The 20,418-nt window shown below is 44.9% G+C and carries 17 protein-coding genes; 15 read left to right on the forward strand and 2 right to left on the reverse strand.

Features of this window, described 5'->3' with window-relative positions; all coding sequences use genetic code 11:
* Positions 1-198: 198 nt before the first annotated feature.
* Both E7745_RS11950 and E7745_RS11960 read right to left on the reverse strand, forming a co-directional pair.
* Positions 199-960, reverse strand: coding sequence for a metallophosphoesterase (locus E7745_RS11950; protein WP_136408897.1), 762 nt, complete (start codon positions 958-960; stop codon positions 199-201).
* Positions 961-1,272: 312 nt separating this feature from the next.
* Complete coding sequence (locus E7745_RS11960; RefSeq protein ID WP_136408899.1) at positions 1,273-2,655, reverse strand: ATP-binding protein; 1,383 nt, start codon at positions 2,653-2,655, stop codon at positions 1,273-1,275.
* Between the two features lie 597 nt (positions 2,656-3,252).
* Here E7745_RS11960 and E7745_RS11965 point away from each other — a divergent pair.
* From E7745_RS11965 to E7745_RS12035, 15 genes are all read left to right on the forward strand, one after another.
* Complete coding sequence (locus E7745_RS11965; protein WP_136408900.1) at positions 3,253-4,014, forward strand: AlpA family transcriptional regulator; 762 nt, start codon at positions 3,253-3,255, stop codon at positions 4,012-4,014.
* A 90-nt stretch (positions 4,015-4,104) separates the two neighbouring features.
* The gene (locus tag E7745_RS11970; protein WP_123399906.1) at positions 4,105-5,220 is read left to right on the forward strand and encodes a site-specific integrase; all 1,116 of its coding nucleotides are present in this window, start codon (positions 4,105-4,107) and stop codon (positions 5,218-5,220) included.
* Between the two features lie 376 nt (positions 5,221-5,596).
* Positions 5,597-6,187: a hypothetical protein gene (locus E7745_RS11975; protein WP_136408901.1), complete on the forward strand. Its 591-nt coding sequence runs from the start codon at positions 5,597-5,599 to the stop codon at positions 6,185-6,187.
* A 103-nt stretch (positions 6,188-6,290) separates the two neighbouring features.
* Positions 6,291-6,668: a helix-turn-helix domain-containing protein gene (locus E7745_RS11980; RefSeq protein WP_123399910.1), complete on the forward strand. Its 378-nt coding sequence runs from the start codon at positions 6,291-6,293 to the stop codon at positions 6,666-6,668.
* Positions 6,665-8,443, forward strand: coding sequence for a virulence-associated E family protein (locus E7745_RS11985; protein ID WP_240740310.1), 1,779 nt, complete (start codon positions 6,665-6,667; stop codon positions 8,441-8,443). Before E7745_RS11980 ends, E7745_RS11985 begins: the two co-directional genes overlap by 4 nt.
* Positions 8,444-8,603: 160 nt before the next feature.
* Positions 8,604-9,668, forward strand: a complete 1,065-nt coding sequence (locus E7745_RS11990; RefSeq protein WP_136408902.1) for a hypothetical protein — start codon at positions 8,604-8,606, stop codon at positions 9,666-9,668.
* Positions 9,669-9,843: 175 nt separating this feature from the next.
* The gene (locus tag E7745_RS11995) at positions 9,844-10,857 is read left to right on the forward strand and encodes a relaxase/mobilization nuclease domain-containing protein (RefSeq protein WP_123399914.1); all 1,014 of its coding nucleotides are present in this window, start codon (positions 9,844-9,846) and stop codon (positions 10,855-10,857) included.
* Positions 10,858-10,875: 18 nt separating this feature from the next.
* Entirely contained in the window at positions 10,876-11,253 is a 378-nt protein-coding gene (gene mobC, locus E7745_RS12000; protein ID WP_123399916.1) for a plasmid mobilization relaxosome protein MobC, read from the forward strand.
* Positions 11,237-11,923, forward strand: coding sequence for a hypothetical protein (locus tag E7745_RS12005; RefSeq protein ID WP_123399918.1), 687 nt, complete (start codon positions 11,237-11,239; stop codon positions 11,921-11,923). Before mobC ends, E7745_RS12005 begins: the two co-directional genes overlap by 17 nt.
* A 294-nt stretch (positions 11,924-12,217) precedes the next feature.
* On the forward strand, positions 12,218-13,786 hold the full coding sequence (locus tag E7745_RS12010) for a type I restriction-modification system subunit M (protein WP_123399920.1): 1,569 nt from the start codon (positions 12,218-12,220) through the stop codon (positions 13,784-13,786).
* Positions 13,783-14,568, forward strand: coding sequence for a restriction endonuclease subunit S (locus tag E7745_RS12015; RefSeq protein WP_136408903.1), 786 nt, complete (start codon positions 13,783-13,785; stop codon positions 14,566-14,568). Before E7745_RS12010 ends, E7745_RS12015 begins: the two co-directional genes overlap by 4 nt.
* A complete protein-coding gene (locus E7745_RS12020; RefSeq protein ID WP_136408904.1) occupies positions 14,514-15,095 on the forward strand; it encodes a restriction endonuclease subunit S in 582 nt (193 codons plus the stop codon). The genes E7745_RS12015 and E7745_RS12020 overlap by 55 nt, the downstream gene beginning before the upstream one ends.
* A gap of 3 nt (positions 15,096-15,098) precedes the next feature.
* Positions 15,099-18,221, forward strand: a complete 3,123-nt coding sequence (locus tag E7745_RS12025; RefSeq protein ID WP_123399924.1) for a type I restriction endonuclease subunit R — start codon at positions 15,099-15,101, stop codon at positions 18,219-18,221.
* An 88-nt stretch (positions 18,222-18,309) separates the two neighbouring features.
* Positions 18,310-19,476: a DUF3800 domain-containing protein gene (locus tag E7745_RS12030; RefSeq protein WP_123399926.1), complete on the forward strand. Its 1,167-nt coding sequence runs from the start codon at positions 18,310-18,312 to the stop codon at positions 19,474-19,476.
* A gap of 13 nt (positions 19,477-19,489) precedes the next feature.
* Entirely contained in the window at positions 19,490-20,188 is a 699-nt protein-coding gene (locus E7745_RS12035; protein ID WP_123399928.1) for a hypothetical protein, read from the forward strand.
* Positions 20,189-20,418: the final 230 nt, after the last annotated feature.

A 20,418-nucleotide genomic window follows, 5' to 3' on the forward strand; every position in this document is an offset into this window, starting at 1 on the left:
TATGTTCTGCTGCTGTCCGCTCTTGGGGGCGGTTTAGGCCGCCCCCGCCGCTTGGGCATCCCCTCGCCAGAAGGAGAGAGGAGAATGACTAATGCCCATCTCAAAGTTTTGCACTTCGATTTGGAATCTTCAATATATCATACCAACACTTTCAGAACATGAATGATGAATGGGAAAACACAAGAATAGTCCAATATATCAGACTTCTATCACAGCAGAGTCGTTGAAGTTGGTGTTTTCGCCGCAGAAAACATAGCCGAGGGGATTGCTGACGAGGTGAGTGTTGTCAATCATCAAGTCGGTGGAATGATGGGAATGACCGTAAATCCATGCGGAGATTCGGCTGTCGGCTATATAGTTGCCGAGTTCTGTTGCATAAGCTGCGTTCAGGACATCGCCAAAGTGTCTTTGCTCTAAAGCAGAGATGGTGGGGAGATGGTGAGTTACAACGACAATCTTCTCCGCATCGCTATCTTTGACTGCCTTCTGGATGAATGCAAAGTTCTTATCAAATTCATCGTTTATGTTTTGGGGAATCAAGCGACGCTTGTTATAAAGAATCTGCGAATAGTCGTTCATACCATTCTTGATTACGAACTCATCGACAATGGGTATTCTTGACCACAGCGTTGAAAGAATGAAATCGACATTGTCGATGCGTACCACCCTATTGTGATAGTAACCAACATTCGGCAGAAACATCTTCTGCCAGCTTTCGCCCTGTGCTGCTATATCGCCATTGTTATAAAACTCATGATTCCCGGCTATCATCAGTACTTGACGATAGTTTTCGGATGCCCATTTCCAGAACCTCAGATGCGGAACGGTTGAATCCACAAGATACCCTACATCACCGGCTATGACGAGCACATCGCCGACCGGTTCAAGCGGCAGCGACTTCATGAAGCGCATATTCTCATGAAACTCCATGTGCAGATCGGAACAATATTGAATCTTCATGGGCTGTGTTCTCTTATAAAAGTTTCGAGACCTTACTTTCTAAAGTCGAACATGGATGACAGGACTATTACCGTATCATTATCTTTTCTTCCTCCCAACAAACGCGTGTCTATATTATCAGGCGTGTCTGTCAAATCGGTTGCAAGGTTGCCGTAGTCGCACGGAACGATGTGGTCAATCGCGGCGTAAGTCGGTATCCCTTTTCTCGTCGTCGCAGGGAGCCAAACCTCTGTGTCCGGCTCAAATTGCTGTAGTTTAATTATAAGTTCTCTCGCTGTCATTATCGTCACTGAGTTATTTGAGAGTTACAGCTTAGGTTGTCAATTGACTTAAATCCACGTCAGGAATGATTGATGTAGTAAGTTTATCCTTTATCAAGAAGCCCATATATAACGGTATAGTCAGCACATCGCCCTCTCTACCCACATTATATTGACCTAACTTGATGCCATTATTAACGTGATATATATTCTTGTTCTTCAGAACGGTAGACATGCTTTTAGCTTTACCTGTCTTCGCTTTGACTTCTATAAGAACACATTCCCCCTTAAATCTTACCAAGAAGTCTATTTCAAGGCCACTGTCCTTATGAAAATAGTAAAGCTTTTGTTCTGACTTACAAAGGAAATCTGCCATAAGGCTCTCAAAAATTGCTCCCTTATATCCAAGAAGATTGCCTCTCAATATATCGGCCTGTGTACCATAATCAAGCATTCCCATCAGAATACCGATATCTGTAGTATAGACCTTGAAACAATCCGGGATTGAATTACCGGACAAAGGGAGTTCTGTGATAGTGGTATTGTAGCACCGTTCCGCAATACCTGCATCTTCCAACCATTGAAGACTACCTAAATACTGTGAGCCTCTTCCGCCTTTCTTGACTACCGAGTATTGGAATTTCTTATTTTCTTTGGCCAACTGTCTTGGTATCGACTCGAAACATTCCCGGATGTGAGGTTTATCTGAATCATCTGCGTATTTGACCATATCTTCTTCATACTCAGTAATGAGAGTACGCTGCTTCTCATATATCAGTTCAACATTCTTCGTCTCAAGGAAACAATTCACAACTTCGGGCAGGCCTCCGACAATAATATATCTATAAAGCAGTTCCATCATTGCTTTATGAACACCTTCCGGGACGGCTGTCTCTTTTTCAAAACAAGAGCGTATTGTATCAATCACATTCGTTCCAATTCCGTTCGCCCACAAAAATTCCTCAAAGTCCAACGGATACATCTCCACTAATGTTTCATATCCTACCGGAACAGAATCTTCTCCTTCACTTTTGTCTTTGCGTTTACCATATCCTTTTACCCCCAAGAGAGAACCGGTGGCGATAACATCAAAACGTCCGTCCATCTTAAATGACTTCAAGGCCGTTCTTGCCTCTTTACATTCTTGGATCTCATCAAGAATAATGCATGTTTTACCACTAACGAAACGACTGTCTGGTATCAATGCCGAGAGGTTGAGAATGATGGTCTCGACATCCAAATTACCGGCAAAAGCAGACTTCTTGTCAGGTTCGAGGATAAAATTCATATAGACAACATTCTCGTAATTGTCCTTTGCGAACTTCTTGACGATATATGTCTTTCCACACTGCCGCACGCCTTTTATTACCAAAGGCTTCTTGTTGTCTGACCGTTTCCAATCAGATAAATATGTCTCTATCTTTCTTTTAAGCATGACATTCTATTTATCGTCTGCAAAATTACACTTTTTAGAACGAATAGACAAGCCTTTATTACACTTTTTCAAACGAATAAACAAGAGCCGACAGCATTTTTCTTAACGAATAAATAACAGCCAACGACATTTTTCCAAGCGAGTATACGATGGCCACTTGCAAATATTGGTAAAAACAGCTAACTTTGCGAATACAAAAACATAGGCCCGGGAGGGTCTGAAAATGCGATTTTCAGAAGGTAAAAACAGAGCACTCTGGGGCTTTTGTATCCGAAGATTTGCAATCCGCTGAGCGGCAACGTGTTCTACGCACTGCATCGGCAAGTGACCGACAGTTAGAGATAGGTAACAATAGTTAGGAATAAGTGTCAAGGCGTTCTGTTTGAGCGCCTTTTCTCATATCCGCACTCGGCTGTTTTTATTGGTAGAACCCGTTTCTACCTATTTTTCACTCCATTTTTGAACCATATTTGTTGCTCGTCTGCTACTCGGGTCAAGTCGCTCTGCCTGGTAGTGGATGGTGTATACTATGGTCTACAATGATATACGATGGTATACATATTTGGCTCAATGAGCGGCTCTTTTAATGATTCAAAAATGGCAACTTCAAACATTAGGATCAAAAAAGTTTGCGAGTGGTGCAAAAAGGAATTCTACTCGCAAAAATGCACAACACGTTTCTGTTGTAAACGATGTGCTGAATACGCTTATAAAGACCGTAAGCGTCAGGAAAGGAAGAGTTATACCGAGGCTCAGGTGCAGAAATGCCTTCACGAGAAGGCTCAATCCGAAATCAGCGTAAAAGAATATCTTTCAATTTCGGAAGTTGCAAAAATATTAGGCATTACAAGAGATGGTGTCTATAAGCTAATCTATCGTGGGGTATTAATCGCCTATAAAATCTCTTCACGTTTTACCGTAGTCTTCCGTAAAGACATTGACGCGATGATTGAAGCACGACCTTACGAACGCAAACCGAAAGCGACCTCATTAGCAACCGATGAAAACGGCGAAGCTATCACTGAGTTTTACACTACAAAGGAGATTATCGAGAAGTTCGGGGTGAGCAATTCATGGGTGTTTGCTCAGGCGAAGAGGCACAATATTCCGAAGGTGTATCATCGTGGAAAGACGCTCTGGAGCAAGGCGCATTGCGACCGGGTGTTTACTGCAAAACCTGAAACACCGAAAGAAGAAGACTGGATTTCATATTCAGACGTCCGAGCGGAGTACAATCTGACGCATGACCAGCTTCACAATTATGTGAAGTATCATGGTCTGCGTCGTAAGAAAGTCGGCAAGTACACTTACATTCTTCGTTCGGAGATTGATGCTATTCTCCGCCCTCCCATGCTCTAATATCAATCGGTTATAGGTTATTGCCTGGTTTTCCGACCAATAACTTGATAACCATACTATCACTCACAAACTTTGCAATCAAAAAAAGCTATGGATATATGTACTAAAGTGACCCTGCGTCAACGCCTGTTGCCTTCGGGAAAAATTACGCTCTATCTCGACTACTATCCGGCGATACGCAATCCTAAGACCAACCGTTCGCAACGCCATGAATACATGGGGATATATCTCTACGGCAATCCAACGAACCAGGTGCAACGCAATTTTAACAAGACGATGCTTGAAAAGGCGGAGCTGATACGTTGCCGCCGCCAGGAGCAGGTGATAAACCGTCAGTTCGGCTTCATCGACCATACCCAACAGCGGGAGGACTTCCTCGCTTACTTTGAGGAAGTCTGCAAGAAACGCTATGAAAAGTGGAAGATTGTATTCATGCACTTCCGTAAATTCACCGGTGGCAAATGCACATTCGGTGATGTCACTGTTGACCTCTGCACGCGTTTCCGAGAGTATCTTCTCACGGCAAAGCAACTGAAACATACGGAGAAGACTGTGTCACGCAACACGGCCTCAGGCTACTTCTCTACCTTCCGGGCATTGCTCAAGCAAGCCTATAAGGAACGGCTAATCACCGAGAATATCAACGACTATCTGGAGTACATCGAATGGGAAGATGTCGTGCGGGAATTCCTCACTCAGGAGGAGTTGATTCAGTTGGCTCAGACTCCCTGCAAGCATGATGTTCTGCGCCGGGCATCGTTATTCTCATGCCTCACAGGATTGCGTATAAGCGACATCGAGAATCTGCATTGGGACAACATCCAGTCAGTTACAGGTATCGGCTTGTGTATAGTCATCACAATTCAGAAAACCAAAACTCCGGTTAAGCTACCGCTATGCGATGAAGCCGTAGAACTGATGGGAGAAAGAGGCGGTGGTAAAGTGTTCGTTGGCTTGAAGCGTTGCATGATTGGCAAACCGTTGAAAGACTGGGTTGCGTCATCAGGCATCAAGAAGCATATCACGTTCCACTGCTTCCGACACACTTACAGCACACTGCAATTTGCGGCCAACAGCAATCCGTATGCCGTTCAACAATCCATGTGCCACAAGGACATCGGCACCACCATGCGCTACACCCACGAAGTCCCGACCGCCCTGCTCGAAACACTCGGCAAAATTACCATCAAGCCAAAGGACGTATAATCGTCACTTTTTCAGCCATTCATTACGAGCCACCGCCCCAAACGGTGGCTTTTATCATGTTCATAGGATGGCATATTATATCGGTCAGTGTCATTTGATTATTTCGATACAATAAACCTGTCCAAAAACAATGCCGGGATGAAATTTGAAATATAATTTTGTCGGACAAAAAACTGTTCGGAATTTATTATTTAGCACTCCGGTCATAATAATTTTGCACTCTAAAAACTCTATACAAATGAAAGGAAACACAACTCATAATAATATACGGTTATGGAACGTGGCGAATCTCGCGCTTTTTATCTGCGCCATTTTCTGCCTCAGGTATTATATTATAAACACTACTGATTCATTGATTATCTGTTTGATAATGAATATGACTATCGTTATATCCATTATTGGATTAATCGCATATCTTGTTGACGGATATATTAAGAATCGGCCGAGGATAATACCAGCAAATAAAGTTGTTGAGGTGGATTCAACCCTTACTGAGACTATCAGTCAGGATAATGCCGAACTAATCCGACAATCTGAGGAGGAAAACAGACGCAGGAAAGAGGAGCAGTGGGCAGAAATTGCGTCTTATACCAAAGCGACATTCCAAAAGATATTTACTCCGGCACAAATTGATATTCTGCTCAATAATATCACGGAATTGACTGGTGATGAAAATTATATCGCTGTCGAAACAAGCATCAACAGACATCTGAAATCTGACGATCTACTTCATTTCGGTTGGAATGTAAGTAAAAGACTACTATCAGGAACTCAGAAGAAATTGGGCGTGACCACAGCCCTGTTTCTCAAAAAGAGTTTTCCGATGACCCTCAGCGGTTATGATATTGGTAATATCCCATCAAAACTCCGTGTCGAGAATTTCAAGGTGTTGCCGTTGATTAATCCGCCTAAGCCTCTTGTTCCATACGTTTTCCCTGATACGGAGAATTTGCCGGTGCTTTCATAGTTCGGTTATCGGTTATTCATAGGTTATCAGCGTAATAACTTGATAACCGCCTTATCTCCGGAGACCTTTGCGGTGCGATTCAAAACCAATCGCTTCCGCCATAATGATTAAAGAACCTACATTTGAGGCTATGCCTCAGAACATGGCTCGGCTTGAAGAGAAAGTCGATGCCCTGACCGAAACAGTCAATAAACTATCGCAACATATCTTCTCCCTCAAAGCCTCTGTCAAGGACGAGGAGATGATATGCGTTGATGAAGCGTCCAAACTTCTTCATCTGTCGCCATCGAGGATATACGCGCTGGTGCAGGAAGGACGCATACCGTGTTATAAACCCGGACGGAATCTTTTGTTTCTCCCCTCGGAGCTTCGCCGATGGCTGACCGACAACCGCCGCACCGGTCAGCCTACCGTCGAGGAACAGGTGGAGGCTATGACCAAAGGTATGCGCAATAGCGCGCGTGGAAGGAGGTTGCTATGAGAAGCGGCGCAAATGCTCTGGAAGATGCCTTTTGCCGTGCTTACACCTGTGCAGAGGCTATTGAGAAGTTCCTTGCCAGAAGTCTTGCTCCGCTTAATGAGCCGGGGACATACGCATTGCCCGGTGAAACAAAAATGACTGTTGCCATTGACAGCGACAGGCAGGTTGCATGGTGTAATGACAGCGATGTGCCGAGAAATGCGTTCAACATTGTCAGGCATTACCGTTTTGGCGAACTTGATGCAAGCATTAAGGATGGGACTGCGATGAAGCGTCTCCCCTCCTACAAAGCGATGCTCAAACTTTGCCGTGAGGATATTGCCGTAAGAAAGAAGCTGATACATGGCATCGGGACACATGATACAAATGATAGTGATGACTGGGAATTGAAGTTGACCCTGAACGATAACAACCAGATTGAGAAAACCGGGCAGAACATCAAACTGATTCTACTTAACGACCCCAAACTGTCGAAAGTCCATTTTGACCGCTTTACAAAACGGGATATAACGCAATGCCCTGACTTCTGCAACGAGCGCGACAATCGTATTGATGATGAATCAGTCGGTAAAATCTGCCTGTATTTTGAAAATCAATACGGGTTGCAACTGTCACAACCGCGTATTCTTGAAATGCTGAAAACGACCTCGAAGGAGCGAGGTTTCAATCCAGTACAGAATTTCATCATGTCTGATAGCTGGGATTATGTTGAGCGCATCGACACTGTGGTTATACGCTACCTCGGTGCCGAGGACACTCCGTTGACTCGCGCACAGACTCGTAAATGGATGATTGGAGCCGTGGCGCGTGCATTTGCTCCCGGTTGCAAATTCGACCATATCCTTACATTCACCGGGCCACAGGGTGTCGGCAAGAGTACATTTCTCAGCATCATTGCCGGTGAATGGTTCTCCGATTCATTCTCATTCGCGCATGATGACAAAACGAAAATTGAGGATATAACCGGAGCATGGATTGTGGAAATCTCCGAACTCAACGGCATGAAGCGTGCGCATGACGCCGAGGCAGCCAAAGCATTTCTCAGCCGTGTGCGCGATGACGTGCGTCCGGCATACGCACGGAAGAGCGAGTCTATACCCCGGAGCAATGTATTCGCAGCCACAACCAACGAGACGGAGTTCCTGCAAAGCTGCAATGGCAACCGCCGTTGGTGGATAATCCCAATAAAAGGAAATGGTGAAGTTATGGATTGGATTGATGCGTTGAAATCCGAGGTATCGCAACTGTGGGCCGAGGCCCGTCATTATTACACGCTCAATGAACCGCTGTATCTCTCGTCAGAATTGGAGGACGCCGCAAATCAACGACAGGCTGAATATACCACTGCCGCAGGCGATGAACTGCTTGAGGAGATTGAGGCATTTCTAAATCGTCCTGTGCCGACAGCATACGCGGGTTGGCCCCTGTCACGCCGTTTGCAGTGGCAACAATGGGCGGTGGATTCTTCATCGTATCTTGATGACCAATATAAGCAGATTGGAACCGAACCGCTTTTAATAGTCTCGCCGAAAATGATCAAGCGGGAATTGCCAAACGACACCATACGGACATCCTACCGCTACTCATCGCAATACATAAATTCACTGATGGAGCATATCTCAGGATGGGAACGTTCGGAAAAGGAGAAACTGCCGGGCATGCACCCGGACTATTGCGGTGCTGACGGACGAGTTAAACGCCCCTGGGTACGGTGCAATATACCTGTCAATCCCTCGATACTCAATTTCAGCCAAAATGAAGACGCCCCATTCTGACCCAACCGACCCAAATGTCCCCCTTAACTCCAATCAACTTTACAAAAGGGAAATAGAATACTATGGTTGTGCATCAAAATATTCTGTGGCTTTTGGAAATTTTCGTGGGTCATTGGGACATTCGGGACAAGCTGTTATAAATCTCAATTTTTACAAGAATATGAATAAATCTATCTCTGCGATGGAGTTTGACTCCATAATTCCTGTTGATGATGTCTGCATGGCTATCGGCCTAGTTTGCCAATCGCAACGCCGCTCTCTCCGGCATTATCTATTGCCTGACGGTGGCAAGCTGACTGTGAACACCGCCCGTAATGAATGGGCAATCAAGAATCCGGACTCTTTCGGTTCTGCCTCCGATTTGGCACGAAAGTATGATATTGCAGACGGCGATGACTTCTCGAGAGCAATGCAAATGGTTGAAAAACTATATTCGGAGCGGGAGAATTTGCCATCGCAATTTCCATACTCTCCTATCAGCCGCCCTGTTTGGGATTTTACAGATACCTGCCATCCAAAAGATACCGCTATCGGATGTATGATAACCCGCATCGGGCTATCTATGAATACTGTTCGGCACTTCTCCCTTGAAGGTTCGTTACCGAAAGCCAAAGGCAAAGGTTCGGAGCGTGTCATTGCATTCCGCTGCGGGGAAGACTCGGACAACTTCATCGCATTCAACGGCAAATCATTCCGACAAATCGGAGAGCCGGGAATGACTGTATTTGGCGAACGGCGGAAAGACCAGGTGTGCATGGTGTATGAGAATCCGCTCGACTTCATGGCTCTTATGGAGTCTGTCGAACGTAACGGTGTATATCCCGTGATGGCTCGTCGCTACCATATCATTCTCAACGGCAGAAAAGGCATCCGCGAGGCTTGCGAGTATCTGAAAGCTAATCCCGACTGTCTTGAAGTACGCTGCTTTATGTCTGCAACGGAAGACGGAGCGCGTCTGTTCACCGCAATAAATGATGCAATCAAGGGCACCGCCATCAATCGTTCAGACCTGTATCGTGGCTATGGTTCCTTGCTTGGAAGATACGCTCCGAAAGTGCCGGAAAGTTATCGAAAATGGAGGGAGACGCAGCACGTTCAATCCGTAAAAGCCGATGAGCGGATTGTCCGACAACCCGAACCGAAGCCAAAGGTTACACATACCCCGACGCTCGGTGAGAAAAAGAGCGCGGTAATCGACCGCACGGATGGAGGCTTGAAGTTATGAGAAGCTCGAATTTCTTTTGGATTCGCGTGGCTCTGCAAGATGTGTTTTTGTCAGACACTCCGCTTTCGCTCCGGCCCGAAAAAACACCCTTGCAATGGGAAACCCCTCGACCCGATTTGTATGACAGACGATTTGTGAAACCTGCGGTTTCGAGCCGTGCTAACTCAGCCATAAAATGAATGCCGTTGTAGGAAAATCGTCCGACATTTCCCATAGCCTGAGCTATGCGCAAAATCATGGGAAGGACGGCACAATTTTATTGGCTAACTTCACCGACTTGTCGGCGGCTCTGGCTGAACAGGCCGCTGATTGGATCGCCACCGCGAATAATTACAGGACACAATGCTATACGATTATCATCTCGTTCACACCGGAAGAAACAGCCCTGCTCCGCTCTATGCCTGATAACGGACGCGATAAGGTGAGAACTATTATCGGTGACTTTCTTGATGAGCTTTCGGCACGTGGCAATGATGTTTCGGCGTGTCCGTATATCGTTGCCAGGCATGACAATACGGATAACGAGCATTATCACATCGTAATCCGAACTACCGATGTCAACGGCAAGCGTTTTCGTGATAATTTCATCAACAAGAACGCCAACCGTGCAGCCGCCTGTATTGCAATGAAATATGGACTTGAAGCACCAAAGAAAGCAGCCGAGCGGGAAAAGGCTCATCTGGAAGCTGTGGGTCGGAGGAGGAAAGAACGTACACGCCGTCAGCACAAGCCATCTGATTCTCAATCTCAGATTGATGAACGTATGCGCCGCAAAAGAGCCGTAGAGGAAGCCAAAAAACGCAAAGCCCGGTTGAAGTATATCATCGAAAAGGCCGCGCGCGACTCTCCGGATTTTATCGGAACATTGGCGTCCGAGGGGTTGACACTGTTCCATGACCCGAAGAAAGGGCTATGCGTCAGAATGGTTGACTCCGACGGCAAAGAACGTCAATACAGTTTGCAGAAAGACCTCGGCATTGACATGAGTATTCTCCCTGCTACTGTTTTGGCCCCTTCTCCCTCAAAGCAATCTCGGCCAACTTATTCTCCCTCAAAGTCAAAGCATAATTCGAGAATAAAAGATGCCCCATCCGGTAGTTCCCGTAATGCCGAACATGAGATTCGTGACAGTCATAGTTCCGATGACCTTGACGATGAATGGAAACGCCGGAACGGCTACAAATTATAAAACTCTAAAATTCAGAATATGAAGAAACAACCATCTGCCTTGCAACGAAACAAGCGCAATCCCGTTGAGAACCTATCGGAACGCATAACATTCCGACTGTCACGCTCCGAGCGCGAGACACTGGAGGCGAAAGCGAATGAGCGGGGTGTAAAATTGAGCCACCTTTGCCGACTGATTGTTATGCGGCGCAAGATTCCTGATCGTTCACCTGAAACGCGCCAGTGGCTCCGCGACCTCATCGGCATGAAGAACAATCTCAACCAGATAGCACGCCACGTCAACACTCAGAAGCAATGCGACCAATGGGCGATTGACGCGCTGAAATACATAGCGACCGAACTCTCTAACGCAAAACAATCACTCACAAACAATAACGATAATGAGCAACCCATTTGACAATGTACCATCTTCGGCAAACCTGCCGGAAACGCCTGATAAGAAAGATATTGCCAATCTCGCAGAACTCGTCTCACGCATCGAGGATGCCACACGCTGCTTTGAGGCTTCTGCCAAATCGAGCGAGGAACTTGCCGGAGCGGTGTTTGAGGCACTGCTTGACGATGACGGAACGATGAAAGACTTTGGTCACGCCTGTGAAATCCGAATGATGCTACGCGACGAGGCGACTATCCGCGCCATCTTTCATGACCGATTGGAACGGCAACTCGACTCTATCCCGACCTCCATTGATGCAACCCTTTCCGAAGATGACCGCAAGCGTCTTGATGACAACTTCAAGAGTTGGAGCGACGTGTTCCGGTTACACCTTCCCACATTCGGAATTGTAGGCTTGGTTGTCGGCATCTGCATAATGGGCAGCATACTTGTGTCGCGCTCGGCATCCGACACAAGACGTGATTATGAGAACCGTATCGGGCAACTCGACCGCTGGTATGAGGACAACGCCGAAGCCATCGCCTTCGGACAATTCTACCGCGAGAACTTCCCAAAGCAATACCGCGACTGGCAAACCGGCCGTTGGCAACAAGACATCGCCTACCGCGACTCCCTCCGCCACGCCCACTCCCTTGATCGCCTGAAACGCCTCTACACCCCGGCGGAATAATCCTCACATCGTAGCTCCACACCCGACAAAAACCATATTTGCCCAATGTAGAGCTACTTTTTTCTCCCTCAACGCCTTGTCTCGCTCAAATAAAATGTGTAATTTTGTAAAAGGAATAGTAACGTCTATCTGAAAATGACCAATTAATAGAAAATACAACCGGCACGAGCCGAAAACTGTTTGAGAACTCCTGAGTAGTCGTTACAGGCATTCTTTGCGGATGCAAAGCGAGCATAGCTCGATTAGGTCAGCCTTCAGATGCTACTTCGTGGAGTTTTCGCGTTTTTATTATCAATGGCGACAAGCACCCAACAGAAACAGGAACTTTTCAAGGCTATCTGGGCTACAGCCGAAGACCTGCGCAACTCGGTCGATGGCTGGGATTTCAAGTCCTACGTCCTCGGCATATTGTTCTACCGCTTTATTTCGGAGAACATCACAAATTACATCAACCGTATGCAACGCGAAGCCGGTGATGCCGACTTTGACTATACTTCATTCTCCGATGAGGAAGCTATTGCCGCCAAGGAGGACCTTGTGCGTGAAAAAGGATTCTTCATTCTGCCGTCGCAATTATTTTGCAACGTGCGTAAGCAAGCAAAGAATGACCCCAATCTAAATGTAACACTCTCTGAAATATTCAAGGCTATCGAAGCATCGGCTGTCGGCACAGAGAGCGAGGATGACCTCAAAGGACTCTTTGCTGACATTGATGTCAACTCCAATAAGCTCGGCGGCACTGTTGAGAAGCGAAACGAACAACTCACTAAGATCCTCAACAACATCGGAGGCATCGACCTGAAAGGCGACTATGAGGATAATCAGATTGACCTTTTTGGCGACGCATATGAATACCTCATGGCGATGTATGCCTCAAATGCTGGAAAGAGCGGTGGCGAATACTACACTCCTCAGGAGGTCAGCGAACTGCTTGCCCGTATAGTCAGCCACAACCGCCAGTGGGTAAACAAGGTTTACGACCCTGCTTGCGGCTCCGGCTCCTTGCTGCTTAAATTCGCCAAGATACTCGGTGCCGACAATGTGAAACAGGGATTCTTCGGACAGGAGTTGAACATCACCACCTACAACCTCTGCCGCATCAATATGTTCCTCCACAACATCAACTACAATAAGTTTGACATCCACAATGGCGACACGCTGCTCGAGCCATACCATTGGGATGACGAACCTTTTGATGCCATAGTCAGCAACCCACCTTATTCCACAAAGTGGGTGGGCAAAGATAACCCATTGCTCATCAATGACCTCCGATTTGCCCCAGCCGGTGTTCTCGCACCAAAAAGCAAGAGCGACCTTGCCTTCACCATGCACATGCTCGCATGGCTATCCACTGAAGGCACAGCCGCAATAGTCGAATTTCCCGGCGTTCTATATCGCAGTGGCGATGAACAAAAAATTCGTAAATACCTTGTTGATAACAACTATGTTGATACTGTAATCCAACTACCGCAGAACCTTTTCTTCGGAGTAGGAATTGCCACTTGTATCATTGTTTTGAAGAAGTCTAAGAAAGAGAATAAGACCCTTTTTATCGATGCATCCCAACTCTTTGTGCATGAGGGCAACAAAAACAAACTCTCGCCCGATAATATTAATGCTATTGTTGTCGAATATGCAGACCGAAAGGTAGTTAAACATTTCTCAGCACTCGTAGACAACGCTACCATCGCCGAAAACGGCTACAACCTCTCCGTCAGCTCATACGTCGAGGCCGAGGACACCCGCCCTCAAACCGATATAAAAGAGCTCAACGCCCGCATTGCCCGCATCGTAGAGCATGAAAACAAGCTCCGTGCCGAAATCGATGCTATAATCAAAGAACTTGAAGCCGAAACAATATGAGCAAACTACAAGAACTTATCAATCATCATTGTCCAAACGGAGTACCTTACAAACAATTAGGACAGATATGCGAAATTAAGGGTAGAATTGGTTTTCGCGGTTACACACGAAAAGATATAGTTCCAAATAACGAAGGTGCCATATCCTTAAGCCCATCGAATATAGTCAATGAAGTTATCGACTATAATAATTCAACCTATATTTCATGGGATAAATATTATGAATCTCCAGAAATAATGATTGAAGAAGGAGACGTCGTTTTTACTAAAACTGCATCTGTTGGTAAATGTGCGTTAATCAAAAATCTCCCATGTAAGGCAACAATAAATCCTCAGCTTGTTGTATTAAAAAATATTCAAGTCAATCCATCGTATCTCAACTATATTCTTCAAGATACTCGTTTTCAATCTGAAGTTAAGAAATTTACTGGAATTGGCTCTGTCCCAAACATCTCCCAATCGGCCCTTTCAGAAATCTCGATTCCCGTTCCACCCATTGAGGTACAGGAGGAAATTGTGAAAATTCTCGACCGCTTCGCGGACTACGCAGCGGAGCTGCAAGCGGAGCTGCAAGCGGAGCTGCAAGCACGTAAAGAGCAATATGAATATTATCGCAATCTTTTACTCACCTTCAATCCCTCCGCCTGCGGCTGCGGGACCGATGGTGAGCAAAAGATGGATGACGTAACTACCTGGGGGGGCATAGTTACAAAATTACTTGGAAAGCTATGGGCGAAATTGGCACATTTATTCGTGGCAAACGCTTTGTTCGGACAGACATAGTGGATAATGGTGTCCCATGTATTCACTATGGAGATATGTATACTCATTATGGCTTATATGCAGATAAGACACCCGGCTTCATCAATGATGACGTTGCTAAGAAAATGAGATATGCCAACAAGAACGATGTGGTTATAGTGGCAGCTGGCGAAAACAAAGATGATCTTGGTAATGCTCTCGCATGGCTTGGTGATGAACCGGCAGCAGTGCATGATGCCTGTTTCATTTTCAAAAGTGAAATGTATCCTAACTTTGTTTCTCATGTATGTCGATCTCTTAAATATCATAAGCAGGTACGGATGTATGCTAATGAAGCTAAAATATGTTCCGTTTCAGGTACTGATTTAGCTAAAGTAATAATTCCAGTACCCGAGTATGAACTTCAAGTAAAAATTGCTTCCATCCTTGACCGCTTTGAGACGCTGGTAAACGACCTCACTACCGGCCTCCCCGCTGAAATAGCAGCTGTCAAGGAGCAATATGAATATTACCGCAACAAATTATTGACTTTCAAACAAATCGCATAATATATGGCAGAGCAGTATCAAATGGTGTCGGAGAATCCGGAATCGACGGTTGTTGCCGAGTTCGAGCCGGGTTATTACAATGCCGCGCAATATCAGAGTGAAGCAGAGATGGAAAGCGATTTCATCAAACGGCTCACTCGCCAAGCATACGAATATCTGACAATCACCTCGGAAAAAGAGTTGATTGCCAACCTCCGTCACCAGATTGAACGGCTCAACAATATTATTTTCGAAGATAAAGAATGGTCTGACTTCTTCAATGAATTTATCGGTAACCCCAATATGGGTATAGTTGAGAAGACCAAGACCATACAGGAGGACAACGTCAAGGCTTGGACACGCCCAGACGGATCTCTTGTCAATGTCTCGCTTATCGATAAAATCAACATCCACAACAATTCGCTTCAAGTCATCAACCAGTATGTGCCGGAAGGTGGGGCTTTTGACAACCGTTATGATGTGACAATCCTTGTCAACGGTCTTCCGCTCGTCCATGTGGAATTGAAGCGTCGCGGTGTAAGCATAAAGGATGCATTCAACCAGATTGACCGCTATCAGCGTGATTCTTTTTGGGCAGGAAGCGGATTGTATGAGTTTGTGCAGATTTTCGTAATTTCCAACGGCACTCTTACCAAGTATTACAGCAATACCACCCGTGATGCCGTCAGCAAAGCAAATCAGAAAAATGGCAAAGGTAAAGGGAAGAAGCAAACCTCAAACTCGTTTGAATTCACGTCCTATTGGGCAACCAAAAACAATGAGCCTGTTTATGACCTTATGGACTTCACTCAGACGTTCTTCTCAAAGCATACACTCCTGAACATTCTTACTAAATATTGTGTATTCACGTCGGAGAATCTTTTGTTGGTAATGCGCCCATACCAAATTGCTGCCACAGAAGAAATTCTGCTGCGCATAAAAACCTCCACCAACGCCAAGACATACGGCAAGCGTGAAGGAGGCGGCTATATCTGGCATACAACCGGATCGGGCAAGACCCTCACATCATTCAAGACCGCGAGGCTTGCATCACGGCTCGATGAGATTGACAAGGTGCTGTTTGTAGTTGACCGCAAAGATCTCGACTATCAGACGATGAAAGAGTATGACCGCTTTGAGAAAGGCGCGGCCAACTCCAACGGATCTACTGCGGTGCTTAAAAAGCAGCTCGATGACCCTAATGCCCGAATCATCATCACCACCATTCAGAAGCTTTCCAATTTCATCGCCCGCAATCCGCAACATAAGGTTTACGGTCAGCATACCGTCTTGATTTTCGATGAATGTCACCGCTCGCAGTTTGGCGATATGCACAAGGCTATCACCAAGAAATTCAAGAAATACCATATGTTCGGTTTTACCGGCACACCGATATTTCCCGACAATGCCGGAGCAATACGCAACGTCGAGTTCACAACTACCGAGGGCGCTTTTGGTGACCAACTCCATAGCTATACGATAGTTGATGCCATCCGCGACCAAAATGTGTTGCCGTTTAAGGTTGACTATATCCGCACCATGCGTGAAGAAGATGAAATACTCGATGAGCAGGTGAGCAATATTGACCGAGAGCGAGCATTGATGGCTCCGGAGCGCATCTCACTGGTATCGAAATACATCATGGAGCACTTTGCGCAGAAAACTCGTCGTGATGCCCGCAGCTACACTTTCTCTAAACTGACCAATGTCGGTGAAGTGGCAACCGCCAAAGACCGCAACAAGGTCAAAGAGATTAAAGCCAAAACACGACTAACAGGATTCAACTCTATCTTTGCAGTCGCCTCAATACCGTTTGTTAAGCTCTATTACTCTGAGTTACAGAGGCACAACAAACTCCTGCCGCCCGACAAGCGGCTTAAAATCGCAACTATCTTCAGCTACTCGCCTAACGTTGACACAGAAGATGAATCACCTGAAGATACCGACGGACTCGACCAGCCGAGCCGGGACTTTCTTGAAAAGTGCATTGAGGACTATAACGATATGTTTGGCACAAGCTACGACACTTCGGCCGATAAATTCCAGAATTACTACAAAGACCTGTCGCTTCGCATGAAAAACCGCGAAGTCGATTTGCTCATTGTGGTGAATATGTTCCTCACAGGCTTCGATGCCACAACGCTCAATACGCTATGGGTTGACAAGAACCTTCGTTATCACGGATTGTTGCAAGCCTATTCGCGTACCAACCGCATACTCAATTCCATCAAAGACCATGGCAATATAGTCTGTTTCCGTAATCTTGAAAAGGCCACAAACGACTGCCTACAACTTTTCGGCAACAAAGATGCCGCCGGGCTTATATTACTGAAGACTTTTGATGACTATTTCTTCGGCTATGATGATGAGCAGGGAAAACATCATCCCGGTTGGAAAGAGCTTATTGAGGAACTTCTCGCAAAATACCCTCTCGGCACTCCGATACTTGGAGAAACCGCCGAGAAAGAGTTTATCAAGCTATTCGGCACTATACTTCGGGCTTACAACATCCTTGTGACCTTCGATGAATTTGCCGACAATCACATCATTTCAGACGATGATTTTGTCGATTACCGAGGCTTTTACAATGAACTGCACGACAAATACCGTCCGAAGAAAGGTGAACTGACAAACATCAATGATGACCTCGTTTTTGAGATGGAGCTGATGAAGTCGATTGAAATCAATATCGACTACATCCTGTTTCTTGTGGGTCAGCTTGACGGAGATGAGAACCACGACCGAGAAATCATTATCAAGGCCATGAAATCGGTCGAGGCTTCGCCCGACCTCCGCAACAAGAAAGAACTTATTGAGGACTTCATCGAGAGTCATACGCCCGAAAACGACGTTCACGACCAATGGCATGAATTTGTGCGTCAGAGCCAACAACAGCAGATTGAGGATATTATCACCGCAGAAAACCTCAAACGCGATAAGACTTTTGATTTTGTCAGTCAATCATTCCGCGAAGGTGGAGTGAAAGAGAGCGGCACTGCCATTGCCGAGATACTTCCGCCAATGGGCTTATTTGGAGGAGCCGGCGCCAAGAGAGCCGAAAAGAAGAAATCAGTCATTGCGAAACTCAAAGACTTCTTTGACCGCTTCTTCGACATCTCTGGCGGCGAGTTTTATAGACCCGAGTAAGTGCTAATCCTATAATCTGTAAAAAATCAGCCATTAACACCAATCTAAATACCAATCATAAATAGAACCGTCATAGAAGCGTCAAACAATGGAACTAACGCACGTTTATTTAGATGAATTCGGGAATTCGAATTTGGATGTTTCAAAACAAGGAGCATCCTCTCATTTTATCATCGCAGCCATACTTGTGCCGGAGTCGAAAGTAAAAGCTCTTGAATCTGGAGTGGAAATAATCAGAAAGCAGGAATTCCAATCTGGGGAAATGAAATCGAGTTCTGTAGGTAAGAATCATACTCGAAGAGCAAGGATTCTTCAAAAACTTGCCAAACTTGATTTCAATATACTGCTTTTGGTAATTGATAAGCACAAACTGAGTTCTCAATCAGGACTCAAATACAAAACAAGTTTCTATAAATTCCTTTATCAGAGGATTTATGAGCATTTACGCTCCAACATTAGCAGACTTCGTCTACATAATGATGGTATGGGCAGCCGCGAGTTCCTGAATGGATTCGTAGAGTACGCAAAAAAGAGGAATCCAAATCCAAGTTTGTTTGATGAATTTGACATCACGTTTGAAGATAGCAAATCAAACGTGATAATCCAACTTGCAGATTTCATAGCTGGATCACTGGCTCGAAACATTGATGAATCTGTTTATGATAAAAAATGCAATATAGATTTTGCCGGAATCATAAAGAACCATATGTTCCCAATTCTATATTATCCAAGAACTTTCAATGATTTTCTATCAAATACAGCATTTTCCGAAGATGAGGATAAAGAGATAGCTGAAATTTGTTATAGAAAAGCCTATAATTATATCGTTACGCACCAAAGAAGCGATGACGAAGTAGAAGCTCAGCGCACTGCAATCTTGACATATCTTCTTTTTAGAGCAATTAATAATCCTATGCGAGATTACATTTTAACCAAAGAACTGATTGGTCATCTTAGCCGCATAGGATACAATGAAATGAACAAAACTACATTCCGTAATAAGATCATCGCTGGCTTAAGAGATGAAGGAGTTGTAATTGCTAGCAGTAAAAGCGGTTACAAAATCCCCACAAAAGTAAAGGAAATTCACGATTTCATCAATCACAGCAAATCCATTCTTATGCCAATGCTTAATAGAGTCAAAATATGTGATGATGTTTTGAGATTGGGAACACTTGACAACATTCAGATTCTTGACACCCCTGAAAACAAAGGTTTGAAAGCATTATTAGCAGCAATGGAAAGAAAAGACTAAGTACTATCTGAATATGAGAAACAAACTGAGCATATATTGTGGCTTTATAAGCTTATCGTTTTCGCTAATAACACTTGCTTTATTCTTTGTTAAGGTTAAAGCATCCAGTGTAGTTGACATTTCAACATTTATTGGCGTTATGGGGGCTTTTATAGGCATTTCTGTAACTTTACTAATCGGATACCAAATTTTCAACGTTTTGGACTTCCGGAACAAATTATCACAACTCGAAAGTCTGAGAAAAGAACTTGAACACCAGAGAGAGGAAACCAATTCCATAAATTTACAACAACAGGAAGGATTCAATATTATCCTCGCAAGGTTATATCACAAAGATTGTCTCCAGACTCTTAATGCGGTGCTTTCCCTTATGCAAGCAATTCCTTATTCTTTATCCATGCCTCAAAAGGCGGAGGGGTATACTTGGCTGTTGGACGAACTAAAGGAATATATGCTTGAAGTCACGATGGTGTCATTCGGATCTGGCACTCCAGAATTTTTCAAGAAAGCTGTTAAGGAGTTTAAAAGCATCTTTGACCCTATTGACAATGAGATTAAGGAGCATCAAAATTTCATTTATATTAAGGATAAGTATACCCAGTTAATTGACGATTTCAACATCCGGTTGCATAATATAGCCACATTTAAGAATGTTGATTTGACTGAGATGACTAAAGCTATACCTTTCCCTGATTATAAATATGACGACTGAGTATCCTTTCATGAATTAACCTACTTTGATGTCTCTATATTATTATGTCATTACATATAAATGTTGAAGGTATGTTGATGCAGAGAAAAGTGGAAGCCAACCGTATTGAGTTCAAGGACGGTTGGAACCTAGATAGAACATACCGCTCGATTTGCGCATTTGCCAGCGATTTTGACAATAGAATTCGAATTAACAACAATGTCGGAGTTTGACGAATATATAGTTCACGA

This window comes from Duncaniella sp. C9 (genome assembly GCF_004803935.1).
Taxonomy (GTDB): domain Bacteria; phylum Bacteroidota; class Bacteroidia; order Bacteroidales; family Muribaculaceae; genus Duncaniella; species Duncaniella muris.

Excerpts from the sequence above, each read along its gene's own strand:
- E7745_RS11950 (WP_136408897.1), bottom strand. The coding sequence starts at position 960 with ATGAAGATTCAATATTGTTCCGATCTGCACATGGAGTTTCATGAGAAT.
- E7745_RS11960 (WP_136408899.1), bottom strand. The coding sequence starts at position 2,655 with ATGCTTAAAAGAAAGATAGAGACATATTTATCTGATTGGAAACGGTCA.
- E7745_RS11965 (WP_136408900.1), top strand. The coding sequence starts at position 3,253 with ATGGCAACTTCAAACATTAGGATCAAAAAAGTTTGCGAGTGGTGCAAA.
- E7745_RS11970 (WP_123399906.1), top strand. The coding sequence starts at position 4,105 with ATGGATATATGTACTAAAGTGACCCTGCGTCAACGCCTGTTGCCTTCG.
- E7745_RS11975 (WP_136408901.1), top strand. The coding sequence starts at position 5,597 with ATGACTATCGTTATATCCATTATTGGATTAATCGCATATCTTGTTGAC.
- E7745_RS11980 (WP_123399910.1), top strand. The coding sequence starts at position 6,291 with ATGATTAAAGAACCTACATTTGAGGCTATGCCTCAGAACATGGCTCGG.
- E7745_RS11985 (WP_240740310.1), top strand. The coding sequence starts at position 6,665 with ATGAGAAGCGGCGCAAATGCTCTGGAAGATGCCTTTTGCCGTGCTTAC.
- E7745_RS11990 (WP_136408902.1), top strand. The coding sequence starts at position 8,604 with ATGAATAAATCTATCTCTGCGATGGAGTTTGACTCCATAATTCCTGTT.
- E7745_RS11995 (WP_123399914.1), top strand. The coding sequence starts at position 9,844 with ATGAATGCCGTTGTAGGAAAATCGTCCGACATTTCCCATAGCCTGAGC.
- mobC (WP_123399916.1), top strand. The coding sequence starts at position 10,876 with ATGAAGAAACAACCATCTGCCTTGCAACGAAACAAGCGCAATCCCGTT.
- E7745_RS12005 (WP_123399918.1), top strand. The coding sequence starts at position 11,237 with ATGAGCAACCCATTTGACAATGTACCATCTTCGGCAAACCTGCCGGAA.
- E7745_RS12010 (WP_123399920.1), top strand. The coding sequence starts at position 12,218 with ATGGCGACAAGCACCCAACAGAAACAGGAACTTTTCAAGGCTATCTGG.
- E7745_RS12015 (WP_136408903.1), top strand. The coding sequence starts at position 13,783 with ATGAGCAAACTACAAGAACTTATCAATCATCATTGTCCAAACGGAGTA.
- E7745_RS12020 (WP_136408904.1), top strand. The coding sequence starts at position 14,514 with ATGGGCGAAATTGGCACATTTATTCGTGGCAAACGCTTTGTTCGGACA.
- E7745_RS12025 (WP_123399924.1), top strand. The coding sequence starts at position 15,099 with ATGGCAGAGCAGTATCAAATGGTGTCGGAGAATCCGGAATCGACGGTT.
- E7745_RS12030 (WP_123399926.1), top strand. The coding sequence starts at position 18,310 with ATGGAACTAACGCACGTTTATTTAGATGAATTCGGGAATTCGAATTTG.
- E7745_RS12035 (WP_123399928.1), top strand. The coding sequence starts at position 19,490 with ATGAGAAACAAACTGAGCATATATTGTGGCTTTATAAGCTTATCGTTT.